Source organism: Pseudarthrobacter sp. BIM B-2242 (assembly GCF_014764445.1).
Lineage (GTDB): Bacteria > Actinomycetota > Actinomycetes > Actinomycetales > Micrococcaceae > Arthrobacter > Arthrobacter luteus_A.
In genome coordinates, this window is record NZ_CP061721.1 from 1,757,526 (window position 1) to 1,783,724 (window position 26,199).

A 26,199-nucleotide genomic window follows, 5' to 3' on the forward strand; every position below is an offset into this window, starting at 1 on the left:
CCTGATGACGCCGCGGCCTTCTGCTGTCATATACCCCCGGAGCCATCGCGGTTCTAGAGGGAAGGAACGACACAACACATGAACCCCTTGCGATGGCTCTTTGAAGCCAGGCTGTCCTACGTACCGGACGCCGACGCCACCCGCCCGGTGGCTGCCCCATGACCCGCGTCGACAACGTGACCCGCGTCGACAACGTGACTCCGGTCGATAACGTGACGGCGTTCAGCAACTCCGAAACGGCCGCAATGAACGCTGCCCTCGAAGCAGCCCTTAAGGGACCGCGCGGAGCGAATCCGCTCGTTGGCGCCGTCGTCATTGACGCCGCCGGTCAGCACCTTGTGACCGGTTACCACCGCGGCGCCGGGACCCCCCATGCCGAAGCCGACGCGATTTTGGAGGCCGCTGCAGCAGGGCTGGACCTGACGGGCTGCACCATGGTGATCACGCTTGAGCCCTGCGACCATCTCGGCCGCACCGGCCCCTGCACCCAGGCGATCATCGAGGCCGGAATCGCCGATGTGGTCTACGCCGTCGACGATCCGCATGACCCGGCAGCGGGTGGCGCAGCCACCCTGCGGAAGGCCGGAGTCCGCGTCCGCAGCGGCCTCGCCGCCGTCGAAGCCCTGGAACTGAACCGTCAGTGGTTCCTCGCCGTAGCTGCCGGCCGGCCCTTCGTCACACTGCACATCGCCCAGACCCTGGACAGCCGGATCGCCGCGGAGGACGGGACCAGCCAATGGATTTCGTCTCCGGAGTCCCTGGCGGACAATCACGGGCTACGGCAGCGGATCGACGCCATCCTGGTGGGCACGCAGACAGTACTGGTGGACAATCCACGGCTCACTGCGCGTGACGCCTCGGGGGCCACTACAGGGAAGCAGCCGCTGCGTGCCGTGATGGGCCTCCGGGAGATCCCGGCGGACGCAGCCATCCGCGGCGACGACGGGCACGTGCTTCACCTGCCCACCAGGGACCCGCATGAGGCGTTGTCTCTGCTGTACGCGGAAGGAATCCGCCATGTCATGGTGGAAGGCGGCTCGCGCATCCTCAGCTCATTCCTTGCCGCCGGGCTCGTGGATGAACTCATTGTCTACCTGGCGCCTACGTTGTTGGGTTCAGGAACGCCCGCGCTGAACGGCTTAGGAATCACCACCCTCGCAGAGGCACAGCACTGGGAATGGGACACGTCCGACGGCGGCGCGGTGCGGACGCTGGGACGCGACCTTAGGCTGCACCTCCGGCCAGAACCAATCGAAGCTTTGGAACCACAACCATCCCGCACTGCCGCGGAACCAGCCATGGGAGGCTACTGATGTTTACCGGAATTATTGCCGAACAGGGCCACGTCCTGTCCGTGGAGCGTGACGGCGATGCCAGCGCGACCCTCCGGCTGAGTGCTCCAGGAACCACCGAAGGGCTAGCCCTCGGCGGGTCCATTGCCGTCAACGGAGTCTGCCTGACTGCCACAGAGATCGACGGCAAGGAGTTCAGCGTTGACGTGATGGGCGAGACACTGGTCCGAAGCACCATTGGCGAGCTTGCGGCCGGTGATTCGGTCAACCTTGAGCGGTGTGTACCGGCAGGCGGCCGGCTCGACGGCCACGTTGTCCAGGGCCATGTCGACGGCGTCGGCCAGTTGCTGGAACGCGAGGCGCTGGGCAACTGGGAGCGCCTGCGGTTCGGTGTGCCGGCCAACCTCGCCCGCTACATCGCCGAAAAGGGTTCCATAGCGATCGACGGCGTCTCCCTCACCGTCACGGCGGTCAGCGCCGCGGCGGAGTCCGAGCCGTGGTTCGAAGTGGGCCTCATTCCCACAACGCTGGCTGAGACCGGTCTGGGCGCAAAACAAACAGGCAGCAAGGTCAACCTCGAGGTGGACGTGCTGGCCAAATACACCGAACGCCTGCTGGCATTCAGCACCGGCGCAGCAAATGGAGGCACGCGATGAACACCACGATCCGGCTGGAGCCAGCCTCGGACGCAACGACGCGCCGGGACGCCACAACAGGACTCGACCCCGTGGAAGACGCCATCCGCGCCATGGCCGCTGGACTGCCCGTGCTGGTGGTGGATAACGAGGACCGCGAAAACGAAGGTGACATTATCTTCGCGGCCCAGCACGCCACTCCCGCACTGATGGGCTGGACCATCCGGTACAGCTCCGGGGTCATCTGCGTCCCGCTCGCCGGAGACCGCGCCGATGCCCTGGCACTGCCTCCCATGGTGGCAGTCAACCAGGATTCGAAAGGCACGGCGTACACCGTTTCCTGTGACGCGGCGGTAGGCGTCAGCACCGGCATTTCCGCCACCGACCGCGCCCTGACCGCACGCGTGCTGGCAGACCCCGGCGCCGGACCGGCCGACGTGACCCGGCCGGGGCATATTTTCCCGCTCCGGGCCGTTAACGGTGGAGTGCGTGAACGCCCCGGCCACACCGAAGCGGCCGTGGACCTCTGCCGGCTTGCCGGACTGGAGCCGGTGGGCGTCATTGCCGAGGTTGTGTACGACGACGGCGAAATGATGCGGCTCGACGGGCTGCGGGTATTCGCCGCCGAACACGGGTGCCCCTTGATCTCGATCGAGGACCTTGTGGCTTACCTTGAAGCAGGGGCCGCGGTTCCCGCCGACAGTAACACCGGGCCGGACGCCCGGGCGGAGTAGAGGAGTAACGATGACGGTTTCCGGATTTTCGGACGACAGCCACCAGGACGGCCACCACCGCAAGGCAGCCAGCAACGGCCATGCCCACCACCCGGTAAGCGCCGGTCCTATCGTGCAGCTGCCCACCGCCTTTGGCGACTTCATTACGCAGGCCTGGACCGACCTTGCCACGGGCGCCGAACACCTGGCCGTGAGCTCGCCCAATCCGCCCAAGGATGGATTGGCCCCCTTGGTCAGGCTCCACTCGGAGTGCCTGACCGGTGACGTTTTCGGTTCCTACCGCTGCGACTGCGGCGAACAGCTGGCGTACGCGCTGGAGCTCATCAACGAGTTCGGCGGCACCCTGCTGTACCTGCGCGGACAGGAAGGCCGGGGGATCGGCCTGGCCAACAAGATCAAGGCCTACGCGCTCCAGGAAGCCGGCTTTGACACCGTGGAAGCCAACGAGCAGCTGGGACTCCCGGTGGACGCCCGCTGCTACAAGGCTGCCGCCCAGATCCTCGCAGAGATGGGCCTCCACGAGGTCCGGCTCCTGAGCAACAACCCTGACAAACAGAACCGGCTCGCCAAAGCCGGCGTGAAGGTCGTGGAGATGGTTCCCACCGAGGTGCCCTCCCGCGACCAGAACATCCGCTACCTGCAGACCAAAAAGGACCGCATGGAGCACCGGCTGACGCTGGACACCCACGTTGTGGCAGTGCCCGGCGCAGCTGCTGACACCTTCTCCCACGAACAAGACTGAACGGACCAGATACACGCATGAGCGGACACGGCGCACCAGATATCGACCTCACCACCCTCAACCCGGCGGAAACGTCGCAGCTGCGGCTGGCCATTGTGGCCGCCAGCTGGCACACCCAGATCATGGACGGACTCCTGGACGGTGCACTGCGCGCCGCCAAGGACGCAGGCATCAGCGAACCCACGGTCCTGCGCGTTCCGGGAGCCTTCGAGCTTCCGGTCGCTGCCGCGCGGCTGGCACCGCACTTTGACGCAGTGGTTGCTCTCGGCGTCGTCATCCGCGGCGGCACGCCGCACTTTGAGTACGTCTGCCAGGCAGCGACGTCGGGACTGACCGACGTGAGCGTCAACACCGGGGTGCCGGTGGGCTTCGGCGTGCTCACCTGCGACACGGAGCAGCAGGGCCTGGACCGGGCCGGGCTGCCCGGCTCCAATGAGGACAAGGGCCACGAAGCAGTGACGGCGGCCCTGGCCACGGCAGTCCTCCTCAAGCAGTACAGCCGCTAGCAAAATGGCGGGCGCTGTGTGTCTTCACTCACATGGCGCCCGTCATGCAGCGGCCCGACAGGCGCCGTGAGGCGCGCAGCAAGTAGGCTGTAGGGCGTGAAGAATTTCGAGACGCTGTTCGCTGAACTGAGTGAGAAGGCAGCCACCCGCCCGGCAGGCTCCCGCACCGTCGCTGAATTGGAGTCCGGAGTCCACGGCATCGGCAAGAAAGTCGTGGAGGAAGCAGCCGAAGTCTGGATGGCCGCTGAGTACGAATCCGATGAAGCCGCGGCTGAGGAAATCTCCCAGCTGCTGTACCACCTGCAGGTTCTGATGCTCGCCAAAGGCCTGACCCTGGAAGACGTCTACAAGCATCTGTAGCCACTGCGCACTGTGCGGCCTTCCTTGCCCGCCAGTTCCCTGTGTGGCCCGTTTGCCTGATCACTAGACCTCCCAACAAGAAAGACCCCCATGCTGCGAGTAGCCGTCCCCAATAAGGGCTCCCTGTCCGAAGCCGCCTCCGCCATGCTGTCCGAAGCCGGTTACCGCCAGCGCCGCGACACCCGCGAACTGGTCATGATGGACCCTGACAACGGCATTGAGTTCTTCTTCCTCCGACCGCGCGACATCGCCGTCTACGTCGGCCGGGGAACGCTCGACGTCGGCATCACCGGCCGCGACCTGCTGCTGGACGCCGAGGTGGAAGCCGAAGAGCTGCTGCCCCTGGGCTTTGCTGCCTCCACGTTCCGCTTCGCCGGACCGGTCGGGGACTTCAGCAAGGTGGAAGAACTTGAAGGCAAGCGCCTCGCCACCAGCTACGACGGACTGCTGCGGGGATACCTCGCCGAGCGCGGCGTCAAGGCCACAGTGGTCCGGCTTGACGGCGCCGTCGAATCATCTGTCCGCCTGGGCGTGGCGGACGCCATTGCCGACGTCGTCGAAACGGGTAACACGCTTAAGGCCGCCGGCATGGAGATCTTCGGCGATCCGATCCTCAAATCCGAGGCCGTCCTGATCCGGCGCACCGGCGAAGGCGGCGCCGCCAACGGCACTGCCAAGGAAATTGAAGTTCTCATCCGCCGCCTCCAGGGTGTCCTGGTTGCGAGGCAATACGTCCTGATGGACTACGACATCCGCAAGGAACTCGTGGAGCAGGCCGCAGCACTCACCCCGGGTCTGGAATCGCCCACCGTCTCCCCGCTGCGTGACTCCGAATGGGTGGCCGTCCGGTCCATGGTTCCGAAGAAGGAAACCAACCGCATCATGGACGAGCTGTATGACCTTGGCGCCCGCGCCATCCTGGTCAGCAGCATCCACGCCTGCCGCATCTGAGCCTTTGGCCTCGTAGCGCCGCAGAATCCACCCGAGAATTCCAGGAGTACCCATGGCTGTAGCTGTACGAGTCATCCCGTGCCTCGACGTCGACGCCGGACGCGTTGTGAAGGGCATCAACTTCGAGGGCCTCCGCGACGCCGGAGATCCCGTGGAACTCGCCCACCGGTACGACAACGCCGGCGCCGACGAACTGACGTTCCTCGACGTCACCGCGTCCTCCGGCAACCGCGAGACCACCTTCGACGTGGTCCGCCGGACCGCCGAGGAAGTCTTCATCCCGCTGACCGTTGGCGGGGGAGTGCGGGGCGTCGCCGAGGTGGACAAGCTCCTGCGCTACGGCGCCGACAAGGCCTCCATCAACACCGCCGCGGTGGCCCGTCCGGATGTCATCAACGAAATCAGCAGGCACTTCGGTTCGCAGGTGCTTGTCCTGTCCGTCGACGCCCGCCGCACCCGGCCGGGATCCGAGCCCACGCCGTCGGGCTTTGAAGTAACCACCCATGGCGGGCGCACTGGTACGGGCATCGACGCCATCGAGTGGGCCAAGGAAGCGGCCGACCGCGGCATCGGTGAAATCCTGCTGAACTCCATCGACGCCGACGGCACCAAGGACGGCTTCGATTTGGAGCTCATCCGGCTTGTGCGGGCTGCCGTGAAGGTGCCGATCATCGCTTCAGGGGGAGCAGGGGAACCTGCCCACTTCCCGCCCGCCGTGGCTGCAGGGGCCGACGCCGTCCTGGCCGCCTCGATCTTCCACTGGGGCCCGGACAACATGATGTCCCAGGTCAAGCAGGCCATCCGCGAAGCAGGCTTCGAAGTCCGCTGATCCCCACGCGTGGGTTGTTAGAGGCCCACTTCGGCTGACTGGAGGAGGGCGACGGCGTCGGGCTGGCCTTCGAAGGTGACAAGGGCGTGGCGGGTCCGGCCGTGGGCGTGCATCAGCAGTTCGCCCGGTTCGCCGACGATGGCCACCGACACGGGTGCGCGTTTGGCCACGTGCCGGGGCCCGGACGGGCGTACCAGCACAATGCCCAGGTCGACGCCGCGGTACAGGATGGCGGCCCGTTTGATGAGTTCGTCCCACAACGCGTCCGAGTACGCCTCATCCAGCTGCCGCGGAGCCCACCGGTCAAGGGCGCGGCGGATGTCCTCGGTGTGAACGAAGTATTCGATCAGGTTGGAGCTCTCGTCCAGTGCCTTGATCTTCATGGGCGACAAGGCCGGCGGCCCGCTGCGGAACGTATTGACCAGGCCCGTGTAGTCGTCCGTGGTCTTCAGCTTCGCGGCGAGCTTGGCAGTGGCCTTGTCCGAGGCCTTTGAAAGGCTCTTGATGATCAGGCCCAGGCCCACGGCAGCCTTGCGTTCGCGCAGGTAAAGGTGCGCAGCAAGGTCCCTGGTGCGCCAGCCACGGCAGAGGGTGGGGGCGTCAGGGCCGGCCGCCAGGAGGGTTTCGGCCAGGACTTCTCGGGACGGGTCAACGTAATGCATCACTTGTGAAACTAGCACGAGAGCGGGGAAGTTGGGCAGCAGAAGCGCTCCCGCACGGGTGCCGTTGGTAACACTCCGTTCCATGCCTGTTCGTGCATATTCGACCGCCCCGGATAAGGCACTAGACTTGACCTGATGTCTGAGCAGCCCGCCCCCGCCCCCGTATCTGTCCCGGTCCCCGCCGCCAGCCCGCTGTCGCCGGATCTGGCCGCCGCACTCAAGCGGGACAGTGCCGGGCTTGTTGCCGCTGTGGTCCAGCAGTTCGACACCAACGAGGTGCTGATGCTGGGTTGGATGGATGACGAGGCCCTGCACCGGACCATGACCAGCGGCCGGGTGACGTTCTACTCCCGCTCCCGCCAGGAATACTGGCGCAAGGGGGACACCTCCGGCCACGTCCAGTGGGTCAAATCCGTGGCCATGGACTGCGACGGCGATGCCCTCCTGATCCGCGTCGACCAGGTCGGCGCCGCGTGCCACACGGGCACCAGGACCTGCTTCGACGGCCGGGACCTGGACGTCCGGGCCGGCGCGGCCCTCTGATCCACCCGCCTGGGGCGGAACCCCCTCAGGCCTCCATACTTTGGCAGCAGAAGACTGACGCGGTTCCACCGCGGCGGCACACAAGAACAGGCGGCGAAGCATAGCCATGCAGGACCTTGGAATCATCAGCCCGGGCCTCGAGGAGTTCCGCGAACTGGCCGGCAACAGCCGGGTCATCCCCGTCACGCTGAAGGTGCTCGCCGATGCGGAGACTCCCATCGGCCTGTACCGGAAGCTGGCTCAGGGCCAGCCCGGCACCTTCCTGATGGAGTCCGCGGCGGTGGGCGGAACCTGGTCGCGCTACTCGTTCATCGGCGCCAAATCCCGTGCCACGCTGACCACCAAGGACGGCCAGGCGTACTGGCTTGGCCAGCCGCCGGCCGGAGTGCCGCTGGACGGCAACCCCGTGGATGCCATCCGCGACACGGTCGAAGCGCTGCGGACCAGCAGGTTCGAAGGCCTGCCGCCGTTCACGTCCGGCCTGGTGGGCTTCCTGGGCTGGGAAACGGTCCGTCACTGGGAACGCCTCACCAGCCCGCCCGAAGATGACCTGCACCTGCCGGAACTCGCGCTGAACCTCGTCACGGACATGGCCGTGCACGACAATCACGACGGCAGCGTGCTGCTTATTGCCAACGCCATCAACTTCGACAACAGCTCTGAGCGCGTTGACGAGGCGTGGCACGATGCCGTGGCCCGGGTCAAGGCCCTGCTCACCAAGGTCAGCACACCGGTGGCGCAGCCGGTCTCGGTCATGGAACCCGCAGCCCTGGACTTCGCTTCCAGTGTGGAGGAGCGGTGGGCCGAGCCCGCCTACCTGGAGGCACTGGACCGGGGCAAGGAAGCCATTGTGGACGGTGAAGTGTTCCAGGTGGTCATTTCCCGCCGCTTCGAGATGGAATGCGGCGCGTCCCCGCTGGATGTCTACCGTGTCCTGCGCAATACCAACCCCAGCCCCTACATGTACATCCTCAGCCTCGAAGACGCCGACGGCCGGGAGTACTCGATCGTCGGGTCCTCACCGGAGGCCCTCGTGACGGTGACCGGCGAAGAGGTCATCACCCACCCGATTGCCGGTTCGCGGCCCCGCGGCAAAACGGTCGAGGGGGACAAAGCCCTCGCCGAGGAACTCCTGGCGGACCAGAAGGAACGCGCTGAGCACCTGATGCTGGTGGATCTCTCCCGCAACGACCTCTCCAAGGTGTGCGTGGCAGGAACCGTGGACGTCACACAGTTCATGGAGGTGGAGCGCTTCAGCCACATCATGCACCTTGTCTCCACCGTGGTGGGGAAGCTGTCTCCCCAGGCCAAGGCGTATGACGTCCTGAAAGCGACGTTCCCCGCCGGCACCCTGTCCGGCGCCCCGAAGCCCCGAGCCCTCCGCCTGCTGGACCAGCTTGAACCGCACCGGCGCGGAATCTACGGCGGCGTGGTGGGCTACCTGGACTTCGCCGGCGACATGGACATGGCCATCGCCATCCGCTCGGCGCTGCTGCGTGAAGGACGCGCCTACGTCCAGGCCGGCGGCGGCATCGTGGCGGATTCGGTGAACCCCACCGAGGCACTCGAAACCGTGAACAAGGCAGCCGCTCCGCTCCGGGCAGTCCACACGGCCGGATCGTTGCGCAACATCACGGCCGAATCATTGCCTGATCCCGGGGAGGCCCGCGAATGACTCCGGCATGGGCACGCAAGTCTACGCTGGTCCTGCTGATAGCAGTTCTGGCGCTGGCCGTCTTTGGCACCACCACCCAGACCTGGATCAACATCACCCTGGACCCGGACCAGGTTGGCCAGACAGCGGGAGGACAGAACACCCTGCCAGTGCAGGGCAGCAAGGCGGCCACCGCGGTGACCGCCCTGGCGCTCGTGGCACTGGCCGGGGGGCTGGCCGCCTCCATCGCCGGAAAGGTCGCGCGCTGGGTCATCACCGTCATCGTCGTCCTTGCAGCCACCGGCATCGTCGCGGCCGCCGCAACGGTGCTGGCTGACCCGCTGGCCGCCGCGCAAGGGTCCATTGCTGCCGCCACCGGAGTGACCGGAAGCAGCGCCGGAGCCGAGGCGACTGTCTTCCCGGTTCTCGCCGTCGTCGCCGGTGTCCTGTTGGCGCTGGGCGCCCTGGTGATTGTTCCGGCGGGCCGGTACTGGAAGTCGCGGACCAAATATGACACGGCCGCCTACGGCGCGTCCGCCGGCAGTAGCATGGCGCCGGCAGGGCCGGTGGACGAGATCGACAGCTGGGACAGGCTCTCGCGCGGCGACGACCCCACCTAAGCGCCGCCGGCGGCCGGCCGGGATGACGCCCTCAAACCGCCGCCGGGCCCGCCGATGGGCAGGTCACCGCCAAAAAATGGCAGAATGTAAGCAGTATTGATCCTGAGGAGATTCACATGAGCAAAGCACCCGCATCCGCGTCCAAGTCCGCTACTGAAGCTGCCGTCCACCACGGTGTTGACCACAGCCAGGAACTGGGCCATGGCAACAGCCCCGCAGCGTGGACCTGTGTGATCGTGATGCTGGTTGGTGCCCTGGTGTGCTCCATCGCCTTCGTCATCGCCAACACCCCCATCTTCATCGCCGGTGGAGCCGTTATGGTCCTCGGCCTGATCCTGGGCTACATCATGCGCAAGGCAGGCTACGGCGTCGAAGGCAGCAAGCTGAAGAGCACCGGCCACTGATGGCTACTGTTCTCGATGACATCAACGCCGGTGTCAGGGAGGATATGGACTCCAGGAAGCGCCTCGTTTCGCTCGCGGAACTGAAAGATCTGGCCGCCGCTGCGGCGCCCGCGCGTGATGCCTGGGCGGCCCTCGGCGGTCCGGCTGATCCGCGCGATGAGCTCAAGGTCATCGCCGAGATCAAGCGGCGCAGTCCGTCCAAGGGGGACCTGGCCACGATCGTGGACCCGGCTTCGCTCGCGGCGCAGTACGCCGACGGCGGTGCCGCCGTCATCAGCGTCCTCACCGAACAGCGGCGCTTCAATGGCTCCCTCGCGGACCTGGACGCCGTCCGTGCCCGCGTGGACACTCCGCTGCTGCGCAAGGACTTCACGGTCGACGAATACCAGATCTGGGAGGCCCGCGCCCACGGTGCGGACCTGATCCTGCTTATCGTGGCGTCACTCTCGGACAGCGAGCTTCGGGACTTCAGCTCGCTCAGCCGCGAACTGGGCATGAATGTCCTGGTTGAGACGCACACGGAAGAGGAAATCGAACGTGCCGTGGCGGCGGAGGCGCGCATCATCGGCGTCAACGTCCGCAACCTCAAAACGCTCGACGTCGACCGTTCCGTTTTCGCGTCCCTCGCCGGCCTGATTCCAGCCGCAGCGCTGGTCATCGCCGAATCCGGCGTGCGCGGCGTGGACGACGTGAGGCACTACGCCGCGAACGGCGCGAACGCCATCCTGGTGGGCGAGGCGCTGGTGAGCGATTCCACTCCCCGGGAGCGGATCGCCGAGTTCACCGCCGCCGGCGCAGCCGCAATCTCCGCACGGGCCTAGTCCCGGCAACCGCCGGCGCCGGTGCCGGCGGCACAACACTTCTGAACGATCAACTGGAACAGGACGGGACTGATGGCTGAAGCTTCAGAGAACGCTGACATCAACGCCACGGAGGCATTCCTGCAGGGCGGCTCGCTGAAGCACGCCCCGGGGCCCTACTTCGGCGGCTACGGCGGACGATGGATGCCCGAGTCGCTGATCGCCGCCCTGGACGAGCTCGAGGACACCTTCGAAAAGGCCAAGGCCGATCCTGACTTCCTGGCCCAGATCGCGGAGCTGAACAAGAACTACTCCGGCCGGCCTTCGCTGCTCACCGAGGCCAAGCGGTTCTCTGAATACGCGGGCGGCGCACGGATCTTCCTCAAGCGCGAGGACCTGAACCACACCGGATCGCACAAGATCAACAACGTGCTGGGGCAGGCCTTGCTGGCCAAGCGCATGGGTAAAACCCGTGTCATCGCTGAAACCGGTGCGGGGCAGCACGGCGTGGCCAGCGCCACCGCCGCAGCCCTTCTCGGCCTGGAATGCGTTGTCTACATGGGCGCCGAAGACTGCCGCCGCCAGGCACTGAACGTTGCCCGCATGCAGCTGCTCGGCGCCACGGTGGTCCCCGTGACCAACGGCTCCCAGACCCTCAAGGACGCCATCAACGACGCCCTCCGGGACTGGGTCAGCAACGTCGACACCACCCACTACCTGCTGGGCACCGCCGCCGGCGCGCACCCGTTCCCGGCCATGGTCCGCTTCTTCCACGAGGTCATCGGCGAGGAAGCCCGTGCCCAGATCCTGGAGCAGACCGGCAAGCTGCCTGACGCCGTCGTCGCCTGCATCGGCGGCGGCTCCAACGCGATCGGCATCTTCCACGGGTTCCTGGATGACCCCGGCGTCAGGATCTACGGCTTCGAGGCCGGCGGCGACGGCGTCGAGACCGGACGCCACGCGGCCACCATCACGCTCGGCAAGCCCGGCGTCCTCCACGGTGCGCGCTCCTACCTCATGCAGGACAACGACGGGCAGACCATCGAGTCCCACTCGATCTCCGCCGGGCTGGACTACCCGGGCGTCGGCCCCGAGCACGCCTACCTGGCCGATATAGGGCGGGTCACGTACGAGCCCATCACCGACAGCGAAGCGATGGAGGCGTTCAAGCTCCTGTGCCGGACCGAGGGCATCATCCCCGCCATCGAGTCCTCACACGCCCTCGCAGGCGCCATCAAGGTGGGCAAGCGGCTCACCGAAGGCAGCGCCAACCCGTCCGATACGGTCATCATCGTGAACCTCTCCGGCCGTGGCGACAAGGACGTGGAGACTGCCGCGGAATGGTTCGACATGCTCGACGAGGAGGGCAAGGTCAAGGGGACCAACCTCTCCACCCGCAAGCCCAAGGGCCCTGCCGACCGGGCAGAAACGGAAGCCGTTCCCGCGACCGGCGCCCCCGCCGCCGTCGCAGATCAAGCCGTTTCAGAGAAGACTGCCGCAGAAAACACTGAGGACCACTGATGACTGAACAGACGGCCAGCAAGTCCGCCGCCGCCATCGACCGCGCCCGCGACGCCGGGCGCTCAGCCCTGGTCTGCTACCTGCCGGCCGGGTACCCCGACGTCCAGGCCACCATCGACGCCGGCATTGCCATGGCGAAGAACGGTGCCGACCTGATCGAAATCGGCATCCCCTACTCGGACCCTGTCATGGACGGTCCGGTCATCCAGGCGGCCACCACCGAGGCCATCGCCAACGGGTTCCGCGTGGAGAGCGTCTTCGACGTCGTAGCCGGCATCACCGCCGCCACAGACGTCGCCGTCCTGGTCATGACGTACTGGAACCCCGTACTGCGCATGGGCGTGGACGAGTTTTCCCGCAGGCTGGCCGAGGCCGGGGGAGCAGGGCTCATTACGCCGGACCTCATCCCGGACGAAGCAACGGAATGGTTCGCGGCGTCGGACAAGTACGGCCTGGACCGGGTGTTCCTCGTGGCACCTTCCTCCACCCCCGAGCGCCTGGCCATGACCGTGAAGGCAAGCCGGGGCTTTGTGTACGCAGTTTCCATCATGGGCGTCACAGGCACGCGGCAGGATGTCAGCAGCAGCGCTGAACAGCTTGTTGCCGACACCCACGCTGCCGGTGCCGAGCGCGTCTGCGTCGGGCTCGGAGTTTCCAACGCCGGGCACGTCCGGGAGATCGCGGCCTACGCCGACGGCGTCATCGTGGGAACGGCACTGGTTGCCGCAATCCGCGACGGCGGTGTTCCCGCCGTCGCAGACCTCACCCGGGACCTCAGCGCCGGACTCACCCGGGAAGTGGCTTAACCCCTGATGCAGACGCTCCTCCACGCTGCCGCCCTGGTGCCGGCCAGCATCCCCAGCCCGGACTGGTCCGGCTTCGATATCCCGCTGCCGTGGGGGACCCTGCGGATCCACGCCTATGCCCTGTGCATCCTGGCCGGCATCATCGTGGGCCTGTGGCTTACGTCCGTCCGGTGGGCCAAGCGCGGCGCACCCGAAGGCAGCGTGTGGGACATCGTCATCTGGGCCATCCCGTTCGGCATCATCGGCGGGCGGCTGTACCACGTGGTTTCGTCACCGGACCAGTATTTCGGGCCCGGCTTCGACGGCACCGGCGACCTCTGGCTGATCCCGCAGATCCAGCGCGGCGGCCTGGGGATCTGGGGGGCCGTTGTCCTGGGTGTTGTGGGCGCCTGGATCGGCTGCCGGCGTGCAGGGGTCAAGCTCACAGCCTTTCTGGACGCCGCGGCGCCCGGCCTCCTGCTGGCCCAGGCCGTGGGCCGGTGGGGCAACTACTTCAACCAGGAACTCTTCGGCGGTCCCACTACGCTGCCCTGGGGCCTGCAGATTGACGCGGACAACCCGAACTTTCCCGCCGGCACGCCGGCGGACACGCTCTTCCACCCGACTTTCCTCTACGAATCGCTCTGGAACATCGCCGGCGTGCTGATCCTGCTGGCCCTGGACCGGCGGTTCAACTTCCGGCGGGCCCGCCTGTTCTGGCTCTACGCGATGTACTACACGCTGGGCCGGGTCTGGATCGAAGCGATGCGAATCGACGAGGCGGAGCAGATCAACCTCTTTGGCATCACCACCAGGCTTAACGTCTGGACCAGCATCTTTGTGTTTGTCCTTGCGTTTGCGGTGTTCATCCTGCTGGGGATGAAGGGACGGCCGGAACCGGACACGCCCTATCTGGAAGGACGCGGTCCCGTGGCAGCGCCGGGCGAGACTGTCCGCGATGCGGATTCCCGTGTCTCAGATAGTGGTGCGCGTGATAATCTGCCTGTTATCCAAAATGGTTCCGGAAATCCTTCCACCCCAACGGAAGAGGAACCGGCGTCCGGCAGCGGCAACAAGCCCGCGGCTGAAGCGTCGGGGACCGGAAATTCCCGCCACAAGGCAACGGAATCAGCGCCGGAGGCTGGCACAAGCAAGTAGGACGCCAGCACGGCATGGGCAGCACAGAGTCACCTCTCGGAGCGCCCGCACCACAGCGTCGTGGCAACAGGGCACGCCCGGACAGCAGAGAGCTGCTGCCCGGTCAAGCCCGGGTCAGTGGCCTGCGTAACTCTTCGTTCAGCAGGCCTGTCTGGCCTACAATTTCCAGTAAATAAACACTTTGTTGTGCCCATCACACAGGCGCGGAGAGTGGGGCCAACGGTGTCCCTTCCATACGTACGATCTCGAGGAAGGACGTCTTCAATGACCCATCTTCATAGCCCACGCTGGTCCGAAAAAATAGGATCTGACGGCCCCGTCTCTCCGTTTAAGCGTTTCGCTGCGCTGCCGGAGGCCCGGGGTCTATACAACCCAGAAAACGAGAAAGACGCGTGTGGCCTTGCGATCATCGCCACGCTCCGCGGTGAGCCCGGCTACGACATCGTCGACGCCGCGCTGACCGCCCTGCGCAACCTCGAGCACCGCGGTGCCGTGGGCGCAGACGAAGGCACCGGTGACGGAGCCGGCCTCCTCATGCAGATCCCGGATGAATTCTTCCGCGCCGTCACGGAATTCGAGCTTCCCGCGCCCGGCCAGTTTGTGGCCGGCACCGCCTTCCTGCCCGCAGAGCAGCGCGAGGCCGACGCCGCAAAGGCCGGCATTGAAGGCCTGGCCGCCGATGAGGGCCTCAAGGTCCTGGGCTGGCGCGAAGTGCCCATCGTGGCGGACCTCGTGGGCGCCATGGCCCGCGCCTGCATGCCGTACTTCTCCCAGCCCTTCCTCGCCTCAGCCACCGGCGAGAAGCTGGACCGCAACGAGCTCGACTCGCGGGCATGGCGGATCCGTAAGCGTGCCCAGAACAAGTTCGGTGTCTACTTCCCGTCCCTGTCCTCGCGCACCATTGTCTACAAGGGCATGCTCACCACCGCCCAGCTGGAGCCGTTCTACCCGGACCTCTCCGATAAGCGCTTCAAAACCAAGCTGGCCATTGTCCACTCGCGCTTCTCCACCAACACGTTCCCCTCCTGGCCGCTGGCCCAGCCGTTCCGCACGATCGCTCACAACGGTGAAATCAACACCGTCAAGGGCAACCGGAACTGGATGCGCGCCCGCCAGTCCCAGCTCGCCAACCCGCTGCTGGGGGATTCCCCCGAAGAGCTGTACCCCATCTGCACGCCCGGCGCATCCGACTCGGCGTCCTTCGATGAGGTAGCCGAGCTGCTCTGGCTCTCCGGCCGGCCGATCACGCACTCGATCATGATGATGATCCCCGAGGCCTGGGAAAACCACGCCACCATGGATCCGGCACGCCGTGCCTTCTACGAGTACCACTCGCTGCTGATGGAACCGTGGGACGGACCGGCCGCCGTGTCGTTCACCGACGGGAACCTGGTGGGCGCCACCCTGGACCGCAACGGCCTCCGCCCCGGACGCTACTGGATCACCGAGGACGGCCTGATCGTCTTCGCCTCCGAGGTGGGCGTGATCGACGTCGAACCCTCCAAGGTGGTCAAAAAGGGCCGCGTCTCCCCGGGCAAGATGTTCCTGGTGGACACCGACGCCGGCCGCATCATTGACGACGAAGAGGTCAAGGCCGAAGTGGCCGCGGCGAACCCCTGGGCCGAGTGGCTCAAGGACAACCTGATCGACCTCAAGGACCTCCCCGAGCGCGAGCACGTGGTCCACACAGCGGCCTCCGTGAACATCCGCCAGCGGACCTTCGGCTACACCACCGAAGAGCTGAAGATCCTGCTCGGCCCCATGGCGCGCACCGGTGCCGAGCCGCTGGGAGCCATGGGTTCGGACACGCCCGTAGCGGTCCTGTCCAAGCGTCCGCGCCTGCTGTTCGACTACTTCGTGCAGTCCTTCGCCCAGGTCACCAACCCGCCGCTGGACGCCATCCGTGAAGAGCTGGTCACGTCGCTGACCTGTGCCATCGGTCCCAACGGCAACCTGCTGGACACCAAGCAGGTCCGGCAGCCGCAGGTTTCGCTGCCGTTCCCCGTGATCAACAACGACCAGCTCGCCAAGATCGCCAACATTGAAACGCCCGACGGCGACAGGATCGCCATGAAGGTCCGGGGCCTGTACCGCCCCGAAGGCGGCGAAAACGCCCTGCGTGCCCGCCTGACCGAAATCTGCGAGCAGGTTTCCGGTGCCATCAACCGCGGCGTGCAGTACGTGGTGCTGTCCGACCGCGACTCGAACGCCCAGTGGGCACCGATCCCGTCGCTGCTGCTGGTCAGCGCCGTGCACCACCACCTGCTGCGCAGCGCCAACCGCACCAAGACCGCCTTGGTGGTTGAGGCCGGCGACGTCCGCGAGACACACCATGTGGCCGTGCTGATCGGGTACGGCGCATCCGCCGTGAACCCGTACCTCGCCATGGAATCCGTGGAGCAGCTCATCAGCAGCGGAGACGTTGTTGGCGTGACCCCGCAGGACGGCGTCTACAACCTGATCAAGGGCCTCGGCAAGGGCGTCCTGAAGATCATGTCCAAGATGGGCATCTCCACGGTGGCGTCCTACACGGGTGCGCAGACGTTCGAAGCGCTTGGCCTCGGCCAGGAGCTGGTGGATGAATTCTTCGCCGGCACGCACTCCCAGCTGGGCGGCGTGGGCCTGGATGTCATCGCCGCAGAAGTTTCGGCGCGGCACCAGATGGCCTACCCGGAAGGCGGCATCGAGCAGCCGCACCGCCCGCTCCTCGGCGGCGGCGAGTACCAGTGGCGCCGCGACGGCGAACCGCACCTCTTCAACCCGGAGACCGTCTTCCGGCTCCAGCACGCTACGCGTGAGCGCCGGTACGATATTTTCAAGTCCTATACCAAGGGCGTGGATGACCAGTCCGAGAACCTGATGACCCTGCGCGGGCTGCTCAAGTTCAAGAACGAACGCCCTGCCGTGCCCCTGGAAGAAGTGGAGCCCGTCTCCAGCATCGTCAAACGCTTCTCCACCGGTGCCATGAGCTACGGGTCCATCTCGAAGGAAGCCCACGAGACCCTCGCGATCGCCATGAACCAGCTGGGCGGCAAGTCCAACACCGGTGAAGGCGGCGAGGATGTGGACCGCCTGCTGGACCCGAAGCGCCGCTCTGCCGTCAAGCAGATCGCCTCCGGCCGGTTTGGTGTCACCAGCCTGTACCTCACCAACGCGGACGACATCCAGATCAAGATGGCGCAGGGTGCCAAGCCCGGCGAAGGCGGCCAGCTGATGGCGCAGAAGGTCTACCCCTGGGTTGCCCGGACGCGCCACTCAACACCCGGCGTCGGACTCATTTCGCCTCCTCCGCACCACGACATCTACTCCATCGAGGACCTCGCGCAGCTCATCTACGATGCGAAGCGCGCCAATCCCTCGGCCCGTGTCCACGTCAAGCTCGTCTCCGAAGTGGGGATCGGCACTGTGGCATCGGGTGTCACCAAGGCGAAGGCCGACGTCGTACTTGTCTCCGGACACGACGGCGGCACCGGCGCGTCCCCGCTCAACTCGCTCAAGCATGCGGGTGTGCCGTGGGAGCTGGGGCTCGCGGAGACCCAGCAGACGCTGATGCTCAACGGCCTGCGCGACCGCGTGGTGGTGCAGGTGGACGGCCAGCTCAAGACCGGCCGCGACGTTGTCATCGCCGCACTGCTCGGCGGTGAGGAGTTCGGCTTCGCCACCGCGCCGCTGGTGGTGGAAGGCTGCATCATGATGCGCGTCTGCCACCTGGACACCTGCCCGGTGGGCGTTGCCACCCAGAACCCCGAACTGCGGGCACGCTTCTCCGGCAAGCCCGAATTCGTGGTCAACTTCTTCGAATTCCTCGCCGAGGAAGTCCGCGAGATCCTCGCGGAACTGGGTTTCCGGAGCATCGAAGAAGCCATCGGCCATGCCGAGGTGCTGGATGCCCGCGAGGCGATCAATCACTGGAAGGCCGAAGGCCTTGACCTGGACCCGATCCTGCACGGACTCGAGTTCGACGACGACGCTCCGCTGCGCAACATGACCTCGCAGAACCATGAGCTGGACAAGCACTTTGACCAGCGCCTGATCACCATGGCTACCGAGGCACTGACCGACCGCAGCCCGGTGAAGATTGCCGTGGACGTCATCAACACGGACCGTTCCGTGGGCACCATGCTCGGCCACACGGTGACCAAGACGTTCAGCACGGACGTGCTGGCGCCGGACACGATCGACATCACCCTGACCGGCACCGCGGGACAGTCGCTGGGCGCGTTCCTGCCCGCCGGCATCACGCTGCGGCTGTTCGGTGATTCGAACGACTACGTGGGCAAGGGCCTTTCCGGCGGACGCATTATTGTCCGCCCGGACCGTACCAACGTGTTCAAGGCTGAGACCAACGTCATTGCCGGCAACGTGATCGGCTACGGCGCAACCAGCGGTGAGATGTTCCTGCGCGGCCAGGTGGGCGAACGCTTCCTGGTCCGCAACTCGGGTGCCACTGCCGTTGTTGAAGGCATCGGCGACCATGGCTGCGAGTACATGACCGGCGGCCAGACGCTGATCCTTGGCCGGACGGGCCGCAACTTCGGTGCCGGCATGTCCGGCGGTACCGCCTACGTGCTGGACCTGCGGACCACGCGGGTCAACAAGGACGCCCTGCAGTCCGGCGAACTCCAGCTTGTGGAACTCGACGCCGAGGACCGGGACATTGTCCACGGCCTGCTGGTGAAGCACGTCGAGGAAACCGAATCGCTGCACGCTGCCCGGCTGCTGGAAAACTTCGACGACACCTGTGCCCGCATCACCAAAGTGCTGCCGCGCGATTACGCGGCAGTCCTGCAAACCCGTCTTGACGCGATCGAAGAGGGCCTGGACCCCGATGGCGAAGAAGTATGGGCTCGAATCCTGGAGGTAACCGGTGGCTGACCCACGCGGATTTCTTAAAGTACGCCAGCGTGAAACCCAGCCACGCCGCCCTGTTCCGGTCCGCATCATGGACTGGAAGGAAGTTTACGAGGCCCAGGAAAAGGGTGTCCTGAAGGCCCAGGCGGGCCGCTGCATGGACTGCGGCGTTCCGTTCTGCCACCAGGGCTGCCCGCTGGGCAACCTGATCCCCGAGTGGAACGACCTCACGTGGCGGGACAAGGGCGAGGAAGCGATTGAGCGGCTGCACGCCACCAACAACTTCCCCGAGTGGACCGGCCGGCTTTGCCCTGCCCCTTGCGAGGCGTCCTGTGTGCTGGGCATCAACCAGCCTGCGGTGACCATCAAGCAGGTCGAAGTCTCCATCATCGACGAAGCGTGGGACAGCGGCTGGGTGAACCCGCTGCCGCCGACGCGCCTGACCGGAAAGACCGTTGCCGTCGTCGGCTCCGGCCCCGCCGGCCTGGCCGTGGCGCAGCAGCTGACCCGGGTGGGCCACACGGTGGCTGTGTATGAGCGTGACGACAAGATCGGCGGGCTCCTCCGCTACGGCATCCCCGACTTCAAGATGGAGAAGGAGCAGGTGGACCGCCGCATCGAGCAGATGAAGACCGAAGGCACCCGCTTCCGGACCGGCGTCGCCGTGGGTACAGACGTGACATGGGAGCAGCTGCGGCGCCGGTATGACGCCGTCGTGGTTGCCACCGGCGCTACCGTGCCGCGCGACCTGCCCATCCCGGGCCGCGACCTTGACGGTGTGCACTACGCCATGGATTACCTCGTTCCGGCCAACCGCGTTGTCGCGGGGGAGACGGTGGAGAACCAGATCCACGCCAAGGGCAAGCATGTGGTGATCCTGGGCGGCGGCGATACTGGCGCGGACTGCCTCGGCACCGCGCACCGCCATGGTGCCGCTTCGGTGACCACCCTGGCCATCGGCAAGCAGCCGCCGGCTGAGCGTGCCGGGCACCAGCCCTGGCCGACGTTCCCCACGCTGTTCGAAATGGCCAGCGCCCACGAAGAGGGCGGGGAGCGCACGTACCTCGCCTCCACCGTGGAGTTCGTGGGGGAGGACGGCAAGCTCACCGGCGTGAAGGTTGCCGAAACCGAATTCGTGGACGGCAAGCGGCTCCCCAAGGCCGGCACCGAGCGCATCATCCCGGCGGACCTGGTTTTCCTGTCCCTGGGTTTCACCGGGGCCGAGCCTGCCGGGATCACCGAGCAGGTCAGTGCAGAATTCGACGGCCGCGGCAACGAGTCCCGCGACGGGTACTACATGACCAACACCGAGGGAATCTTCGTGGCCGGCGACGCCGGGCGCGGGCAGTCCCTTATTGTGTGGGCTATCGCCGAGGGCCGCGCCTGCGCTGCCGCGGTGGACAAGTTCCTGATGGGCAGCACCATCCTGCCCGCCCCCGTAGCGCCGACGGACCGGGCCATCGCGGTTCTCTGACATAGCAGTCAGTTCGCCTCAGGTTCACTTCCACAATGACTTAACCAATGCAGCACACTATTAGGGTAGGTATATGAGACGCGCTAAGATTGTGGCCACTTTTGGCCCGGCAATTGCCAGCTTTGAGAACACGTTGGCGGTGTTGGAAGCGGGCGTGGACGTGGCCCGGATGAACATGAGCCACGGCGACTATTCCGTGCACGACAACACGTACGAGAACGTCCGGAAGGCTGCGGGGCAGCTGAGCAAGCCGGTGGCCATCATGGCCGACCTGCAGGGTCCGAAGATCCGCTTGGGCCGTTTTGTGGACGGCCCGCACGAACTCGCCGAGGGTGACATCTTCACCATCACCACCGAGGATGTGCCGGGCACCAAGGAGATCTGCTCCACCACGCTGAAGAGCCTCACCGAAGACGTCAACGTGGGCGATGCCCTGCTGATCGACGACGGCAAGGTGGCCCTGCGCGCCATCGAAGTGGACGCCGTCAAGGTTGTCGCCGAGGTGACTGTGGGCGGCATGGTGTCCAACAACAAGGGCATCAACCTTCCCGGTGTGGCAGTGAACGTTCCCGCCCTGAGCGAAAAGGACGAGGACGATCTCCGCTGGGCCATCCGCCGCGGCGTGGACATGGTTGCGTTGTCGTTCGTCCGCGACGCCACGGACATTTCCCGCGTGCACGAGATCATGGATGAAGAAGGCCGCCGCGTGCCCGTCATCGCTAAGATCGAGAAGCCGCAGGCCGTGGAGCAGCTCCACGAAATCATCGACGCGTTCGATGCCATCATGGTGGCCCGTGGCGACCTTGGTGTGGAACTTCCCCTGGAGGAAGTGCCGATCGTGCAGAAGCGCGCCATTGAACTGGCACGCCGCTGGGCCAAGCCGGTCATCGTGGCCACTCAGGTCCTTGAGTCCATGATCGACAACCCGCGCCCCACCCGCGCGGAAGCCTCCGACTGCGCGAACGCCGTCCTTGACGGTGCGGATGCAGTGATGCTGTCCGGCGAGACCAGCGTGGGCAAGTACCCGATCGAGACCGTCAAGGTCATGGCCCGGATCATCGAATCCACCGAGGTCCACGGCCTGGAGCGCGTTCCGCCACTGGGGACCAAGCCCAAGACCCGTGGCGGCGCCATCACCCGCGCCGCCGTCGAAATCGCTGACCAGCTGGATGCAAAGTACATCTGTACCTTCACCCAGTCCGGCGATTCCGCGCGCCGCCTGTCGCGCCTGCGCCCCATCCGGCCGGTGTTCGCCTTCACTCCGCTGGAGCACGTATGGAACCAGCTGGCGCTGACCTGGGGTATCCAGCCGGTGCTCGTTCCGATGGTGGGCCACACCGACGAAATGACCGCACAGGTTGACCGCAGCCTGCTGGAGATGAAGCTGGTGAACGACGGCGACCTCGTTGTCATTGCCGCCGGTTCCCCTCCCGGCAAGGCAGGTTCCACCAACATCCTGAAGGCTCACAGGGTGGGCGATTTCGCCGACGCCGGCAGCCTCGGCGACAGCAGCCAGGGAGCTCCCCGCGAGAAGCTCGGCCCCTGGCCGACGTCCTAGGGACCTAAACGGAAGGACCCCTGCCGGTTGGCAGGGGTCCTTTTCGTTTTGTCTTAGGTCCTAGTTGACCTGGTTGATGATGGTTTCCGCGACTTCGCGCATGCTGAGGCGGCGGTCCATGGAGGTCTTCTGGATCCAGCGGAAGGCTTCCGGCTCCGTCAGGCCCATCTTGGTGGTGAGGAGGCTCTTGGCGCGTTCCACGAGCTTGCGGGTGGCGAACTGCTCCTGCAGGTCCGACACTTCGCTTTCGAGGGCCTTGATTTCCTCGTGGCGTGAGAGCGCAATCTCCAGGGCCGGGATGAGGTCGGCCGGGGTGAAGGGCTTGACCACGTAGGCCATGGCGCCGGCGTCGCGGGCGCGCTCCACGAGCTCTTTCTGGCTGAACGCGGTCAGCAGGACCACGGGGGCGATCCGGGCCTTGACGATCTTTTCGGCGGCGGTGATGCCGTCCATGACCGGCATCTTGACGTCCATGAGGACGAGGTCGGGCTTGAGTTCTTCGGCCAGCTGCACGGCCTTTTCGCCGTTGTCTGCTTCGCCGACAACGTCGTACCCTTCACCGCGCAGGATCTCGATGATGTCGAGGCGGATGAGGGTTTCGTCCTCGGCCACAATGACGCGGCGCGCCGGCTGGGACGTGGGGTTTGACTCCGTCTGTTCAGTCACGGGATCTCCTTGGAAAGGTACGGGGGAACATCACCATTTTAGGTGCGCCCGCGGCCGTACTTTGAACTGCATGGTCTATTGCGGCGTCAATGGCGCGATTCTGAAATTTAGCCTATCTGCATGTAGAGTAATTCCGCGTACGTGAAGCGATCGCGTTGCTCACAATCAGCTGTGGGCGTACCGGTTTGCATCGCGTATTCCGCGCCCGAGTGGCGGAATTGGCAGACGCGCCGCACTCAAAATGCGGTATCGAAAGGTGTGTGGGTTCGAGTCCCACCTCGGGCACAGTGTTATCGCAGGTCAAAAGCTTTTTGGTTTTTTGCTGTTGACAAAGCTTGACAAATCAAAAAGACATCAGGCGAGATCCATTCCTTGAAAGACTCGTCCGCTGCGTGCTGCCGGCTTCGGAAGTCCCGGAGGCGTTTCTCCAGAGCGGCTGCAAAAAGTATTCCAAGACAGCTCTCAAGCAGGGCATTGCGACCATCACGGATACGGACGGTTCGCTGATCGACCTGGCCACCCATATCGAGATCGAGCGGCGGGCCTGACGCCACAGCCGCGTCGAGGGGTGGCAAGCGGCAATCAAAGCCATGCAGGAAGCCAAGGAGATGGGGGAGTTGCGGGCATGCGCATTGAACTCGAGGGTCCTAAAGAAGCCGAGACTCCCGCATCGCTGGTGGCCATCGACACCTACCGGCAGCAGCTGGGGGTCCAGAAAGCCCGACGTATGCCGGTTGAAGGGTGGGGCCATGTCCTCAACGCTTCAAACGACTCCCTGTCGGGGGTCACGGCTAAGTTTCTTCTGAACGAATAGGAGCTTGCCGAACTTGAACCGTCAGAAGAATATAGAGCAGTCCACTTTCCGCCGTCCGACATTGGCCCGACATAGCGTCGCCTTCAACATCGATGTCCCGAAGGGAATCATCTATGGCGACGGCGGCGGGCAGAAGCTGGGCTGTATGTCGGCGAACTTCCGCTCCCCTGAAGGTGGCCGTGTCACCTTCGCCATCGCCAATGAGGCCCTGGCTCTGCACACGCCTATTCCCACGCCGGACGGCTGGACGACGATGGGCGAGCTGCAGGCGGGGGACATGATTTACGGCACCACCGGCGAGCCGGTGACGGTGGCCGAGGCTTTTCCTGTCCAAGTGGGCCGTGACTGCTTCCGTGTCACCTTCTTGGATGGAACCTCCGTCATCGCTTCCGACGGCCACTTGTGGAAGGCCAAACCCTCCGGTTGGCCGAAGCAGTACAACAGGCTATGGACTACCCGCCAGATGTACGAGCACAAGGCAAAGCGCTGGGCCATCCCCATTCCAGGTCCGCAGCAGCGCCCCGAGCGCGATCTGCCCATGGATCCCTACCTGCTCGGCTACTGGTTGGGCGACGGGAGTACCGCCGGCTGCAACATCACCGTCGGGGATGAGGACCTGGAGGCGTTCACCGCCAACATGATTGAAATCGGCGTGACCGTCCGCCCGGTCGGTACGAAGAAGGGCGCCGCCAACCGCATGACCTTCTCAGACAAAAGCGGCTTCGGCGCTGACATGGGCGGCGAGCAGGCCAGGGCGCTCCGCCTACTGCCCTGCTACCGCGACAAGCACATACCCGAGGAATACTTCCTGGCCTCCATCGACCAGCGCATCGCCCTCCTGCAAGGCCTGCTCGACTCCGACGGCTGCGCAGCCAAGCCCGGCGTCATCTTTGTCGGCAGGGAGCGGCTGTCCCGCGATGTATTTCAGCTCCTGTCCTCACTGGGTGAGCGGCCGACCATCGCCTTCAGCGCCGACGCACGGTCCCGGGACGGCGGGACGTGGCGGGTATCGTTCAATCCGAGGTATGTCACCAAATGCTTCCGGCTGGCCCGGAAGCAGGCAAAGGTCGTCAGGGCCACGCGTACTGAAACATACATTGCTTCCATTGAGCCGGTCGAGTCCGTGCCGGTGCGCTGCATCCGCGTCGATGCCGAAGACTCACTGTTCCAGGCCGGCGAATCATGCCAGTTGACCCACAACACTCACCACTGGACTCCGGGCCAGCACGGACCCGCGTTCTACGAGCTCACCAACAACCCGAGCAAGGGTCCAGGGCTGGCTGCTGTGCATGAAGGGGAGCACGGTCGATGAGCTGCGCGGGTACGCGTACTTGTATAGGCCCCGAGCATGACAGCTGAATTCTCCGGCGAAGGCTAACGGGCGGCCTGCTGCGTCATTTCTTCCTCGTAGCCCCTGACGCGTACGGCCGCTATGCCAGCCTGCTTCGCCCGGTAGACCATCCCGTAGTCGGTGGTAATCATCCGGATACCGCTGACGTACGGTGCGACTGCTCCTGCTCGCTCGATGATCTCCAGATCTCCATCTGGGAGAGGCGATTGGTCAAGAGGCTGCTCTAGGACTGACAGATAGATCGTCTGAGTAGGGGGCGCACTTGCCATGCTCCCTTCCTGGAGCTTTACGCGCTCACCAGGCACGACTCCTTGTGCCTCGAGATACTTCAGGGTTAACCCCGCCCGAAAGCGGATCGACTTGCCTCCCTTTGGAGCATCGACGCGGTTCAGTTTGCTGCCGTCGAGCTCATCCACGACCTTCATTGGGACGGTGATGACCAAGGGGACATGAGGACGCTCGTCGAGCAATTCACGCCACTCGTCATAGTTCAACGGATCATCGAAATACTTCAGCCACGCTCCGGTATCGAGGACGACTGCCACAGCCTCGCCGTTGTCCCACAGCTGCAGATCGGCTTCGATCCTTCGCTTAGCCTCCTCGAGGGCACGAACGCGCTGCTGCACTTCGCCATCAACCAGCTGCGCAAGGGCGCCGAACGGGATGGTCGAGATATCAAGGGCGAGCAGTGACCAGTAACGCCGTGTGGTGATGAGCGCGTCGACTTCGTCAGCGTGCAGGTAATGGGCGAGCAGATTGCCATTCCGGGACGCCCACTCAACGTAGCTGTTGTACCGGTCGCTGGCGTAGCCGGCGCTCGACACGGTGGCAGCCTCGTTAACTGCGGTACTTAGCATCTTGAGTGTGGTGTCTGGGGAAGCACCAGGAAGCAATCTGATCATGGGATTCAGTGTATGTGCGCGGCTTTGAGAGACCACGGCGCTGGTTCTGGTCGCAGCTTGCTAGAGTCCGAGCATGACACCTGGTTGACGTTATTGTCGGTACTCCCGGCGAATTGGCCGCTGAAGCGGGAAGGCTCGCGGAGGCATGTCGGGCCATCTTCGGCGATCCAGCAACGTGGATAACAGCGGATGGCCACCCGACCATCCTGGCATTCGGTGTCGTCGACTCGCTTTGGTCTACGGGGCCCTCGTATAGGGCCGTGCAGAACGTCGTGGCGCGGTATTCAGCTCATCGTCGGCTAAATGATCACGATGCTTGCCGAGACGGCAGAGAAAAGCTCCTACGCAAGCGGGTGGCGAAGCTGTACCCCATTGCTGCTAATCGCC

The 26,199-nt window shown here is 65.3% G+C and carries 25 protein-coding genes and 1 tRNA gene; 23 read left to right on the forward strand and 3 right to left on the reverse strand.

Features of this window, described 5'->3' with window-relative positions:
- Positions 1-245: 245 nt before the first annotated feature.
- From ribD to hisF, 8 genes are all read left to right on the forward strand, one after another.
- Complete coding sequence (gene ribD / locus IDT60_RS08090; protein WP_370590741.1) at positions 246-1,313, forward strand: bifunctional diaminohydroxyphosphoribosylaminopyrimidine deaminase/5-amino-6-(5-phosphoribosylamino)uracil reductase RibD; 1,068 nt, start codon at positions 246-248, stop codon at positions 1,311-1,313.
- On the forward strand, positions 1,313-1,948 hold the full coding sequence (locus IDT60_RS08095; RefSeq protein WP_191081514.1) for a riboflavin synthase: 636 nt from the start codon (positions 1,313-1,315) through the stop codon (positions 1,946-1,948). The genes ribD and IDT60_RS08095 overlap by 1 nt, the downstream gene beginning before the upstream one ends.
- Positions 1,945-2,661 carry a 3,4-dihydroxy-2-butanone-4-phosphate synthase gene (gene ribB, locus IDT60_RS08100; protein ID WP_191081515.1) on the forward strand — a complete coding sequence of 239 codons (717 nt, stop codon included), beginning with the start codon at positions 1,945-1,947 and terminating at the stop codon, positions 2,659-2,661. Before IDT60_RS08095 ends, ribB begins: the two co-directional genes overlap by 4 nt.
- A 10-nt stretch (positions 2,662-2,671) precedes the next feature.
- Entirely contained in the window at positions 2,672-3,403 is a 732-nt protein-coding gene (gene ribA, locus IDT60_RS08105; protein WP_164200671.1) for a GTP cyclohydrolase II, read from the forward strand.
- A 17-nt stretch (positions 3,404-3,420) separates the two neighbouring features.
- Positions 3,421-3,909, forward strand: coding sequence for a 6,7-dimethyl-8-ribityllumazine synthase (gene ribH / locus IDT60_RS08110; protein ID WP_164200669.1), 489 nt, complete (start codon positions 3,421-3,423; stop codon positions 3,907-3,909).
- Positions 3,910-4,005: 96 nt separating this feature from the next.
- Entirely contained in the window at positions 4,006-4,269 is a 264-nt protein-coding gene (locus IDT60_RS08115) for a phosphoribosyl-ATP diphosphatase (protein WP_028270786.1), read from the forward strand.
- Between the two features lie 90 nt (positions 4,270-4,359).
- On the forward strand, positions 4,360-5,220 hold the full coding sequence (hisG, locus tag IDT60_RS08120; RefSeq protein ID WP_164200667.1) for an ATP phosphoribosyltransferase: 861 nt from the start codon (positions 4,360-4,362) through the stop codon (positions 5,218-5,220).
- Between the two features lie 52 nt (positions 5,221-5,272).
- Positions 5,273-6,049 carry an imidazole glycerol phosphate synthase subunit HisF gene (hisF, locus tag IDT60_RS08125; RefSeq protein WP_164200665.1) on the forward strand — a complete coding sequence of 259 codons (777 nt, stop codon included), beginning with the start codon at positions 5,273-5,275 and terminating at the stop codon, positions 6,047-6,049.
- 17 nt (positions 6,050-6,066) lie between these two features.
- On the opposite strand, the gene IDT60_RS08130 is transcribed toward hisF, so the two are convergent.
- Positions 6,067-6,711 (reverse strand): TIGR03085 family metal-binding protein, encoded by a 645-nt coding sequence (locus IDT60_RS08130; protein WP_164206273.1) that lies wholly within the window; start codon positions 6,709-6,711, stop codon positions 6,067-6,069.
- Positions 6,712-6,846: 135 nt separating this feature from the next.
- Here IDT60_RS08130 and hisI point away from each other — a divergent pair, with 135 nt between their 5' ends.
- From hisI to pyk, 11 genes are all read left to right on the forward strand, one after another.
- Positions 6,847-7,254 (forward strand): phosphoribosyl-AMP cyclohydrolase, encoded by a 408-nt coding sequence (hisI, locus tag IDT60_RS08135; protein ID WP_164200663.1) that lies wholly within the window; start codon positions 6,847-6,849, stop codon positions 7,252-7,254.
- 106 nt (positions 7,255-7,360) lie between these two features.
- A complete protein-coding gene (locus IDT60_RS08140; RefSeq protein WP_191081516.1) occupies positions 7,361-8,929 on the forward strand; it encodes an anthranilate synthase component I in 1,569 nt (522 codons plus the stop codon).
- Entirely contained in the window at positions 8,926-9,528 is a 603-nt protein-coding gene (locus IDT60_RS08145; RefSeq protein ID WP_164200660.1) for a Trp biosynthesis-associated membrane protein, read from the forward strand. The genes IDT60_RS08140 and IDT60_RS08145 overlap by 4 nt, the downstream gene beginning before the upstream one ends.
- A 116-nt stretch (positions 9,529-9,644) precedes the next feature.
- Complete coding sequence (locus IDT60_RS08150; protein ID WP_164200658.1) at positions 9,645-9,932, forward strand: HGxxPAAW family protein; 288 nt, start codon at positions 9,645-9,647, stop codon at positions 9,930-9,932.
- Positions 9,932-10,753 carry an indole-3-glycerol phosphate synthase TrpC gene (trpC, locus tag IDT60_RS08155; RefSeq protein ID WP_191081517.1) on the forward strand — a complete coding sequence of 274 codons (822 nt, stop codon included), beginning with the start codon at positions 9,932-9,934 and terminating at the stop codon, positions 10,751-10,753. Before IDT60_RS08150 ends, trpC begins: the two co-directional genes overlap by 1 nt.
- A gap of 72 nt (positions 10,754-10,825) precedes the next feature.
- A complete protein-coding gene (trpB, locus tag IDT60_RS08160) occupies positions 10,826-12,253 on the forward strand; it encodes a tryptophan synthase subunit beta (RefSeq protein ID WP_191081518.1) in 1,428 nt (475 codons plus the stop codon).
- The gene (gene trpA, locus IDT60_RS08165; protein ID WP_164200652.1) at positions 12,253-13,059 is read left to right on the forward strand and encodes a tryptophan synthase subunit alpha; all 807 of its coding nucleotides are present in this window, start codon (positions 12,253-12,255) and stop codon (positions 13,057-13,059) included. Before trpB ends, trpA begins: the two co-directional genes overlap by 1 nt.
- A gap of 6 nt (positions 13,060-13,065) precedes the next feature.
- Positions 13,066-14,196, forward strand: a complete 1,131-nt coding sequence (gene lgt / locus IDT60_RS08170) for a prolipoprotein diacylglyceryl transferase (RefSeq protein WP_191081519.1) — start codon at positions 13,066-13,068, stop codon at positions 14,194-14,196.
- A gap of 264 nt (positions 14,197-14,460) precedes the next feature.
- Entirely contained in the window at positions 14,461-19,071 is a 4,611-nt protein-coding gene (gene gltB / locus IDT60_RS08175; protein WP_191081520.1) for a glutamate synthase large subunit, read from the forward strand.
- Positions 19,064-20,521 (forward strand): glutamate synthase subunit beta, encoded by a 1,458-nt coding sequence (locus IDT60_RS08180; RefSeq protein WP_191081521.1) that lies wholly within the window; start codon positions 19,064-19,066, stop codon positions 20,519-20,521. The genes gltB and IDT60_RS08180 overlap by 8 nt, the downstream gene beginning before the upstream one ends.
- Positions 20,522-20,594: 73 nt before the next feature.
- Positions 20,595-22,079, forward strand: coding sequence for a pyruvate kinase (gene pyk, locus IDT60_RS08185; protein ID WP_164200644.1), 1,485 nt, complete (start codon positions 20,595-20,597; stop codon positions 22,077-22,079).
- 60 nt (positions 22,080-22,139) lie between these two features.
- Here the strand turns inward: pyk and IDT60_RS08190 are convergent, their stop codons facing one another.
- On the reverse strand, positions 22,140-22,745 hold the full coding sequence (locus tag IDT60_RS08190; protein WP_164200642.1) for an ANTAR domain-containing response regulator: 606 nt from the start codon (positions 22,743-22,745) through the stop codon (positions 22,140-22,142).
- A gap of 203 nt (positions 22,746-22,948) precedes the next feature.
- On the opposite strand from IDT60_RS08190, the gene IDT60_RS08195 reads away from it, so the two are divergent.
- From IDT60_RS08195 to IDT60_RS08210, 4 genes are all read left to right on the forward strand, one after another.
- Positions 22,949-23,030, forward strand: a tRNA-Leu gene (locus IDT60_RS08195).
- A gap of 50 nt (positions 23,031-23,080) precedes the next feature.
- A complete protein-coding gene (locus IDT60_RS08200; RefSeq protein ID WP_191081522.1) occupies positions 23,081-23,293 on the forward strand; it encodes a hypothetical protein in 213 nt (70 codons plus the stop codon).
- A 77-nt stretch (positions 23,294-23,370) separates the two neighbouring features.
- Entirely contained in the window at positions 23,371-23,559 is a 189-nt protein-coding gene (locus IDT60_RS08205) for a hypothetical protein (protein ID WP_191081523.1), read from the forward strand.
- A 61-nt stretch (positions 23,560-23,620) separates the two neighbouring features.
- Positions 23,621-24,871 carry a hypothetical protein gene (locus IDT60_RS08210; protein WP_223883924.1) on the forward strand — a complete coding sequence of 417 codons (1,251 nt, stop codon included), beginning with the start codon at positions 23,621-23,623 and terminating at the stop codon, positions 24,869-24,871.
- 62 nt (positions 24,872-24,933) lie between these two features.
- Here the strand turns inward: IDT60_RS08210 and IDT60_RS08215 are convergent, their stop codons facing one another.
- On the reverse strand, positions 24,934-25,812 hold the full coding sequence (locus IDT60_RS08215; RefSeq protein WP_191081525.1) for a hypothetical protein: 879 nt from the start codon (positions 25,810-25,812) through the stop codon (positions 24,934-24,936).
- Between the last annotated feature and the right edge of the window lie 387 nt (positions 25,813-26,199).